Here is a 6,793-nt window from a genome sequence, read left to right on the forward strand (position 1 = left end):
TGTCGCTGTCGCCGAAGGCCTCGGCTGCAAGGCGATCCGCGTCACCGATCCCAAGGACTCGCAGGCCGCGTTTGCGACCGCGCGCGAATTGATGGCGAAGCACCGCGTGCCCGTGGTGGTCGAGTTCATTCTCGAGCGCGTCACCAACATCGCGATGGGGACGGAGATCGATAACATCGTCGAGTTCGAGGAGGTGCTGGACCTGGCCCTCGACGAGGTCGGGACCAAGCGGTCCGGCGTGCTTCAGCCGGCGGAATAGGGGACAGCATCATGCCGAAATTCGCCGCCAACCTCACCATGCTCTTCAACGAGATGCCGTTCCTCGACCGCTTTGCTGCGGCGAAAGCGGCAGGCTTTGCCGGGGTCGAGTATCTGTTTCCCTATGATTTCGACAAGGCGCAGCTGCGCGAGCAGCTGGAGGCCCACGGGCTGACGCAGGTGCTGCATAATCTCCCCGCCGGCAATTGGGCGGCGGGCGAGCGCGGCATCGCGATCCTGCCGGATCGCACCGCCGAATTCCGCGACGGTGTGTTCCGCGCCATCGACTATGCCAAGGCGCTCGATTGCGAGCAGCTCAACTGTCTCGTCGGCATCGCACCCGATAATGCCGATCCGCGCGAGCTCAACGAGACGCTGGTCGGTAATTTGCGCTTTGCCGCCTCGACGCTGGCGCGGGAGAACATCAAGCTCTTGGTCGAGCCGATCAACACGCTCGACATTCCCGGTTTCCACCTCAACGGCACCGAGCAGGCGGTGCAGCTCATCTCGGAAGTGCGGTCGAACAATTTGTTCGTCCAGTACGACATCTACCACATGCAGATCATGGAGGGCGATCTCGCCCGTACCATGCAGGAATATCTCCCCCAGATCGCCCACATCCAGCTCGCCGACAATCCCGGCCGTCACGAGCCGGGCACCGGCGAGATCAACTATCCCTTCCTGTTCCGCCATCTCGACGCGATCGGCTATCGCGGCTGGATCGGCTGCGAATACAAGCCGCGCACGACGACGCTGGAAGGCCTGTCCTGGCACGCGGCGCAAACCTTCGAGACCTGAGGAAAATTAGACATGATCGACATCGGCTTCATCGGACTTGGCACCATGGGACGGCCGATGGCCGGACATCTCCTGGCCGCGGGCCATCGCGTGCTGCTGCATGACGTTGCGCCGGTGTCGCCCGAGCTGATCGCGGCGGGCGGCATCGCCTGCAAGTCGGGCAAGGAGGTCGCGGAGGAGGCGGATGCCGTCATCATCATGGTGCCGGATACGCCGCATGTGGAGGCCGTGCTGTTCGGCAAGGACGGCGTCGCGAGCGGCATCTCCAAGGGCCAGATCGTCGTTGACATGAGCTCGATCTCGCCGCTGGCGACAAAGGAATTCGCCAGGAAGATCGAGGCGCTGGGCGCGGACTATCTCGACGCGCCGGTGTCGGGCGGGGAGGTCGGCGCCAAGGCGGCGAGCCTCACCATCATGGTCGGCGGCCCCGAGCGCGCCTTTGGCACCATGAGGCCGATCTTCGAGAGGATGGGCAAGAACGTCACGCATGTCGGCGCCAATGGCGACGGCCAGACCACGAAGGTCGCCAACCAGATCATCGTCGCGCTGACGATCGAGGCGGTGAGCGAAGCGCTTCTGTTCGCATCGAAGGCCGGGGCGAACCCCGCGCTGGTGCGCAAGGCGCTGATGGGCGGCTTTGCGTCCTCGCGGATTCTCGAAGTGCATGGCGAGCGCATGGTGAAGCGCAATTTCGATCCCGGCTTCCGCATCGAGCTGCACCAGAAGGATCTCAACCTCGCGCTCGAGGGCGCGCGCGCGCTCGGCCTGTCGCTGCCGAGCACGGCGGTGGCGCAGCAATTGTTCTCGTCCTGCACCGCGCATGGCGGCAAGGGCTGGGATCACTCGGCGATGGTGCGCGCGTTGGAACTGATGGCGGGGCACGAGATCGCCGCGGCGTAAGTGTTACGCAGTAACACTCTCCAGATTTGGCGTGTCTTTCGTCGCGCGGGAACCGGAACAATGGTCCGACCCCGCGGTTGAAGGCGCAGAACAATTACTGGAGAGTGTGGACATGAAGACCCGTCTTGCGATTTCGTTGGCTGCCGTGTCGCTGCTGGCGTCGAGTGCAGCCTTTGCCCAGTCGACGACCGAACAGGGCGCCCGGGACGGCGCGCGTGCGGGCGGCGATATCGGTGGCCCGGTCGGAGCAATGGTCGGCGGCACCGTCGGTGCGGCCGTCGGCGCCGGCCTGGAGATTCCGAATGCGATCCTGGGCGGAATTCCGCGCAATGACTCCGTCGTGATCCACGAGCGCGTCGTGGTCGGCGAGCCGCTGCCCCCGACCGTGGTGCTGCGTCCCGTGCCGAACTACACCGAATATCGCTATGCGGTCGTGAACGATCGCCGCGTGATCGTCGAGCCGCGGACGCGTCGCGTCGTCAAGATCATCGACTGATCAGGGACGTCGAGTGAAAACGGGCCCTGCGGAGCGTCACTCCGCGGGGCCTTCGCTTGTGACGGATACGCTCGGGCGCAGGCGTGTCGTGACCCAATCGGCTGCGGCTGCGAGCGCAAAGCCGGCGCAGGCCGTGGCGGCATCGACCAGAAAATCCTCCAGCCGTGCATGGCGCCCCGGCGTCCAGAACTGCATCAGTTCGAGCAGGCCGATCAGGATGACCGAGACGGCCGCCGCTGCCAGCCGCTGCTTCCGATAGGCGAGGCCGAAGGCAAGCCCGACCAGGATGAAGGCGAGCGCATGCTCGCCGTCCTGGCCGAGGTCGGAATGGGGACGCAGGCCGGGCGGACCGAGCGTTGCGAAGGTGACGGCGGCGGCGAGCAGCCAGGCAAAGGCACGAACCAAAATGGGCATCCGCCCCGCTTAGCACGGATTTTGCGGGCCTGCTGCGAGGCCAAAATCAGATCGCCGTGTAGTTAATGACGAAACGTTAAAGTGGCTCGCGCACGCCGAGGCCGTGCATGAAACGCTCCCGGATCTGCACGGGATCGCGCCTTGTGGTGCCGACGCCGGGCTTGTCGTCGATGYGGACCGCGATCAGGCTCGGCTCGGAGGCCGACATGGCCTCCTCGACCAGGCGCTCGAAATCCTCCTCGTCGGCGGCCCAGGCGCTGTTGGCGAGCCCCGAGCCGATGGCGATGGCGACGATGTCGGCCACGTCAGCGGCCGGTGTCGGCTGCGCGCCGGTGATCTGGTAGATGCCGTTGTCCATCACGATCATGATCAGGTTCTTCGGCTTCAGCATCGCGATCGTCGAGAGCGCGCCGAGCTGCATCAGCAGCGAGCCGTCGCCTTCGAGCGCAAAGACACGGCGCTCGGGCTGCGCCAGCGCCACGCCGAGCGCGATCGGGAAGGCAAGGCCCATGCTGCCGAGCATGTAGAAATTCTGCGGGCGGTGGCCGGCGGCCCAGAGGTCGAAATTGGTGTTGCCGATGCCGCCGATCACGGCCTCCTCGTGCTTCAGCTTTCCGATCAGGCGCGACGTCACGTCGAAGCGGTTCATCACCTTGGTGTTGCGCGTGTTCATATTTGAACTCATTTGGCGGCGCTCACTTGTCAAAAACCTTGCCGCCGGTGAGCAGCGGGCTGAGGATCAGGGCCACCGGCGCTTGCGTGGTGACCGCCTGCTTGATCGAGCGGTCGGCGATGAATTCGAGCTCGTCGAGCCGGGTGATGGTGTGGTGCTCCAGCGCCAGCGAATCCAGCACCGGGCGCATGGTGCGGCAGACCAGCGACTGGCCGTAGTTGAACTCGCCGAGCGTGCCGCGCTCGGAGACGAACATGATCAGCGGAATCTGGTAGGGCACCGCGAGCGAGGCGAGCACGTTGGCGAGCGTCGCAAAGCCCGAGGTCTGCATCAGCACCGCGCCGCGCCGTCCGCCCATCCAGGCGCCCGAGACGATGCCGACGGCTTCCTCCTCGCGGGCGGTGGCAAAGGTGGTGAAGAACGGATCGGCATGCAGGTTCTTGATCAGCGGCGTCAGCACGCGGTCGGGCACGTAAGGGATCAGGCTGATCTCGTTCCGCTTCAGGGTTTGCAGGACGATGCCGTGCCAGCTTTTGTCGCTGGACCCCTGTGTCGCCTGTTCCGCAATCGCCATTGCGTTCTCCCTTCGGCCGCGCATGCTTCTTGGTCTTGCCATTGTCCTGGCTGTCGCGGCGATCTGCCGAACTTGACGCAGGCAGCGGGATTGTCAACATGTCCGGGCCGGCACCGTGATCTGCGCCAGACGGCCTGCCGTGGCCGGCACCGCCATGTCATATGTGGGCAAAGAAAGTGTGGGAGGAAGCACGGAAGGGGGCGCGCGCCGCGCTGGCCGTGGCTGATCCCGGAGAGCCGGAAGGGTCCTGATGTCGGTCAACAGCAAGCGTGTCGTCTACTCCAATTATTTGGCCAATCCGATCTATGTCGACATCCTGAAAGCGCGGTCCGACGTCCGGCTCGATCGCATCGAGAACGCAAGCCCTGAAGATTTCTATGCGCCCATCCTGAGCGCGGCCCATGTCTACCAGATCGGCGCCGCCCGCGACGAGCTCGCCCCGCATTTCCATGTCGATGCCGCCTTCCTGAAGCGTACGCCGAACCTGCTGCTCGTCTCCAGCAACGGCGCGGGCTTCGATCCCGTCGATGTCGAAGCCTGCACGGACGCGGGCGTCGTGGTCGTCAACCAGTCCGGCGGCAACGCCCATTCGGTCGCCGAGCATGCGTTGGCGATGATGCTGACGCTGTCCAAGCGCATCATCCAGTCCGACCGCCGGTTGCGCCGGGAGCGCAACGTCAACCGCAACGAGCTCGTCGGCAACGAAGTCGAGCACAAGACCGTCGGCATCATCGGTCTCGGCAATGTCGGCCGCCGCATCGCCGCGCTGTGCAAGGGCCTGCTCGGCATGAAGGTGCTGGCCTATGATCCGTATCTGTCGGCCGAGGTGATGGCCGAGCGGGGCGGCGAGAAGGTCGAGCTCGACGAGCTCTTGCGCCGCGCCGATTTCGTCTCGATCTCCTGCCCGCTCAACAAGGGCAGCCGCAACTTGGTCAGCGTGCGCGAATTCGCGCTGATGCAGCCGCATGTCTATTTCATCACCACCGCGCGCGGCTTCATCCACGACGAGGACGCGCTGCTCCAGGCTCTGCGCGACAAGCGCATTGCGGGGGCCGGTCTCGACGTCTGGTCCAAGGAGCCGCCGCCGCCCGAGCATCCGCTGCTCCAGTTCGACAACGTGCTGGCAAGCCCGCACACCGCAGGCGTGACGACCGAGGCGCGCCAGAACATGGGCCGCATTGCCGCCGAGCAGGTGCTGGACACGCTCGACGGCAAGCGCCCGCCGCGCATCATCAATCCCGAAGTCTGGCCGCGCTACGCCGAGCGCTTCAAGCAGGCGTTCGGCGTGACGCCGGGATAGGGACGCGCGCAAGATCCGATTGCGCTCCTATCATTGGTTACCGCGATGAAAATACAAAGCGGCGCATCCTATCGATTGCGTGAGTGAACGCGTATGACTTGTCCTGTAGATCAGGGGTCATGAGCATACTTTCGATTGCGACATCCGGACTTTCTGCAGCGAGTTTGCGCGTGAGCGTGGCCGCGAGCAATATCGCCAACGCCAACACGACCGGGCCGCTGCCCGTGTCAGGCGGATCGAGCACATCGGCCGGTGTGGGCAGTTCGGGCATTAGTCCGACTTTTCCCGCGGCTTATGTACCGTTGCGCGTCGATCAGGTCTCCCAATCGAGCGGCTCGACGCCGGGCGGCACGGTCGCGACCGTGTCGGCCGTTTCGCCGAGCTATACTGCACAGTCCGACCCGAGCGCTTCCTTCGCAAACCAGGACGGCCTGGTCGCAGCGCCGAATGTCGATCTCGCCGGCGAATTCGTTGAACTGGCGACCGCGAAGTACAGCTTCATCGCCAATGCGAAGGTCATTCAAGCCTACGCCGAGACGACAGAGTCGCTGCTCGATATCAAGACATAATGGTTGACGTCGCCGCGTGTCGCGCGCGCGTTCCGCGAGGCTTTGGGCAGGGCGGGGCGGCTGACGGATCGAACCGGCGCCTGGATCTTCGGCGGGAACCGTTGCCGGCTTTGATCCCGGTCAAAATCTGCCTCCCCGAAATCGGGTAAATGGGATAAGAGTGCTGCCGGGGCAGCAGGAGGTCCCATGTCCACTTATGTCGTCAGGTTCATGAAGGACGTGCTCGGGGAGTACGGCCGGCAGATCGAGGTCTGTCAGGGCACGCTCGAGATCGACGCCGCCGACGAGGACGAGGCCAGGGAACGGGCGAAGGCGCGGTTTTGCAAGGACCAGGCGTTGTGTCACTGGTCGCTGCATGCCGATCGCATCCACGTCAAACCGGCTGACTTTCCCTCGTAAGGCTTACCGGCCGGGTGCCGTTGCCGGCGGCGGCGCGGTTGCGCCCGCGCCGAGCGAGCGTTGCACCATGACGGTGTCGGACCAGCGGCCGTGCCGGTAGGCGACGGCGCAGAGCAGGCCGGCGCGCGCGAAGCCGAACTTCTCGTGCAGCGCCAGCGAGGGCGCGTTGTCGGCATCGATATAGCCGATCATCTGGCGGAAGCCGGCCGCGRCACAAACATCGACCAACTCCTGAAGCAATAGCCGTCCGACGCCGCGGCCGAGATGCGCGTGGTGGACGTAGATCGAGTGCTTGGCGGTGTAGCGATAGGCCGGGCGCTTGCGGAACAGCACCGCATAGGCATAGCCGACCACCTCGCCGCGGTAGGTCGCGACCAGATGGGGCAGGCGGGTCTGCTTCAGGTTCTTGCGC

Annotated in this window: 10 protein-coding genes and 1 pseudogene; 7 read left to right on the plus strand and 4 right to left on the minus strand. The window is 65.0% G+C overall.

Going from position 1 to position 6,793, the window contains the following annotated elements:
- From AC1D00_RS20520 to AC1D00_RS20535, 4 genes and pseudogenes are all read left to right on the plus strand, one after another.
- Positions 1-259, plus strand: a pseudogene (locus tag AC1D00_RS20520) (glyoxylate carboligase); the annotation flags it as partial.
- A gap of 11 nt (positions 260-270) precedes the next feature.
- Positions 271-1,056, plus strand: a complete 786-nt coding sequence (gene hyi, locus AC1D00_RS20525; protein WP_135172612.1) for a hydroxypyruvate isomerase — start codon at positions 271-273, stop codon at positions 1,054-1,056.
- Between the two features lie 12 nt (positions 1,057-1,068).
- Positions 1,069-1,956, plus strand: coding sequence for a 2-hydroxy-3-oxopropionate reductase (locus tag AC1D00_RS20530; protein ID WP_135172613.1), 888 nt, complete (start codon positions 1,069-1,071; stop codon positions 1,954-1,956).
- A 112-nt stretch (positions 1,957-2,068) separates the two neighbouring features.
- Positions 2,069-2,452 (plus strand): DUF1236 domain-containing protein, encoded by a 384-nt coding sequence (locus tag AC1D00_RS20535; RefSeq protein ID WP_135172614.1) that lies wholly within the window; start codon positions 2,069-2,071, stop codon positions 2,450-2,452.
- Positions 2,453-2,488: 36 nt separating this feature from the next.
- Here the strand turns inward: AC1D00_RS20535 and AC1D00_RS20540 are convergent, their stop codons facing one another.
- The 3 genes from AC1D00_RS20540 to AC1D00_RS20550 all read right to left on the minus strand — a co-directional run bounded on the left by AC1D00_RS20540 (position 2,489) and on the right by AC1D00_RS20550 (position 4,113).
- Positions 2,489-2,866, minus strand: coding sequence for a VanZ family protein (locus AC1D00_RS20540; RefSeq protein WP_477011922.1), 378 nt, complete (start codon positions 2,864-2,866; stop codon positions 2,489-2,491).
- A gap of 76 nt (positions 2,867-2,942) precedes the next feature.
- Complete coding sequence (locus AC1D00_RS20545) at positions 2,943-3,551, minus strand: thiamine pyrophosphate-dependent enzyme (protein ID WP_477011923.1); 609 nt, start codon at positions 3,549-3,551, stop codon at positions 2,943-2,945.
- Between the two features lie 10 nt (positions 3,552-3,561).
- Positions 3,562-4,113: a thiamine pyrophosphate-binding protein gene (locus AC1D00_RS20550; protein WP_271576545.1), complete on the minus strand. Its 552-nt coding sequence runs from the start codon at positions 4,111-4,113 to the stop codon at positions 3,562-3,564.
- A 250-nt stretch (positions 4,114-4,363) separates the two neighbouring features.
- On the opposite strand from AC1D00_RS20550, the gene AC1D00_RS20555 reads away from it, so the two are divergent.
- From AC1D00_RS20555 to AC1D00_RS20565, 3 genes are all read left to right on the plus strand, one after another.
- On the plus strand, positions 4,364-5,413 hold the full coding sequence (locus AC1D00_RS20555) for a hydroxyacid dehydrogenase (protein ID WP_477011924.1): 1,050 nt from the start codon (positions 4,364-4,366) through the stop codon (positions 5,411-5,413).
- A 119-nt stretch (positions 5,414-5,532) separates the two neighbouring features.
- Positions 5,533-5,982, plus strand: a complete 450-nt coding sequence (locus AC1D00_RS20560; RefSeq protein ID WP_477011926.1) for a flagellar basal body rod protein FlgC — start codon at positions 5,533-5,535, stop codon at positions 5,980-5,982.
- Between the two features lie 186 nt (positions 5,983-6,168).
- Complete coding sequence (locus AC1D00_RS20565; protein WP_027546312.1) at positions 6,169-6,381, plus strand: hypothetical protein; 213 nt, start codon at positions 6,169-6,171, stop codon at positions 6,379-6,381.
- 3 nt (positions 6,382-6,384) lie between these two features.
- Here AC1D00_RS20565 and AC1D00_RS20570 read toward each other — a convergent pair.
- A partial coding sequence (locus AC1D00_RS20570; protein ID WP_477011925.1) for an N-acetyltransferase family protein occupies positions 6,385-6,793 on the minus strand: 409 nt, incomplete at its 5' end.

This window comes from Bradyrhizobium sp. P2_E8, from assembly GCF_056403875.1.

Coding starts and splice junctions, on each gene's coding strand:
- hyi (WP_135172612.1), top strand. CDS start 271: ATGCCGAAATTCGCCGCCAACCTCACCATGCTCTTCAACGAGATGCCG.
- AC1D00_RS20530 (WP_135172613.1), top strand. CDS start 1,069: ATGATCGACATCGGCTTCATCGGACTTGGCACCATGGGACGGCCGATG.
- AC1D00_RS20535 (WP_135172614.1), top strand. CDS start 2,069: ATGAAGACCCGTCTTGCGATTTCGTTGGCTGCCGTGTCGCTGCTGGCG.
- AC1D00_RS20540 (WP_477011922.1), bottom strand. CDS start 2,866: ATGCCCATTTTGGTTCGTGCCTTTGCCTGGCTGCTCGCCGCCGCCGTC.
- AC1D00_RS20550 (WP_271576545.1), bottom strand. CDS start 4,113: ATGGCGATTGCGGAACAGGCGACACAGGGGTCCAGCGACAAAAGCTGG.
- AC1D00_RS20555 (WP_477011924.1), top strand. CDS start 4,364: ATGTCGGTCAACAGCAAGCGTGTCGTCTACTCCAATTATTTGGCCAAT.
- AC1D00_RS20560 (WP_477011926.1), top strand. CDS start 5,533: ATGAGCATACTTTCGATTGCGACATCCGGACTTTCTGCAGCGAGTTTG.
- AC1D00_RS20565 (WP_027546312.1), top strand. CDS start 6,169: ATGTCCACTTATGTCGTCAGGTTCATGAAGGACGTGCTCGGGGAGTAC.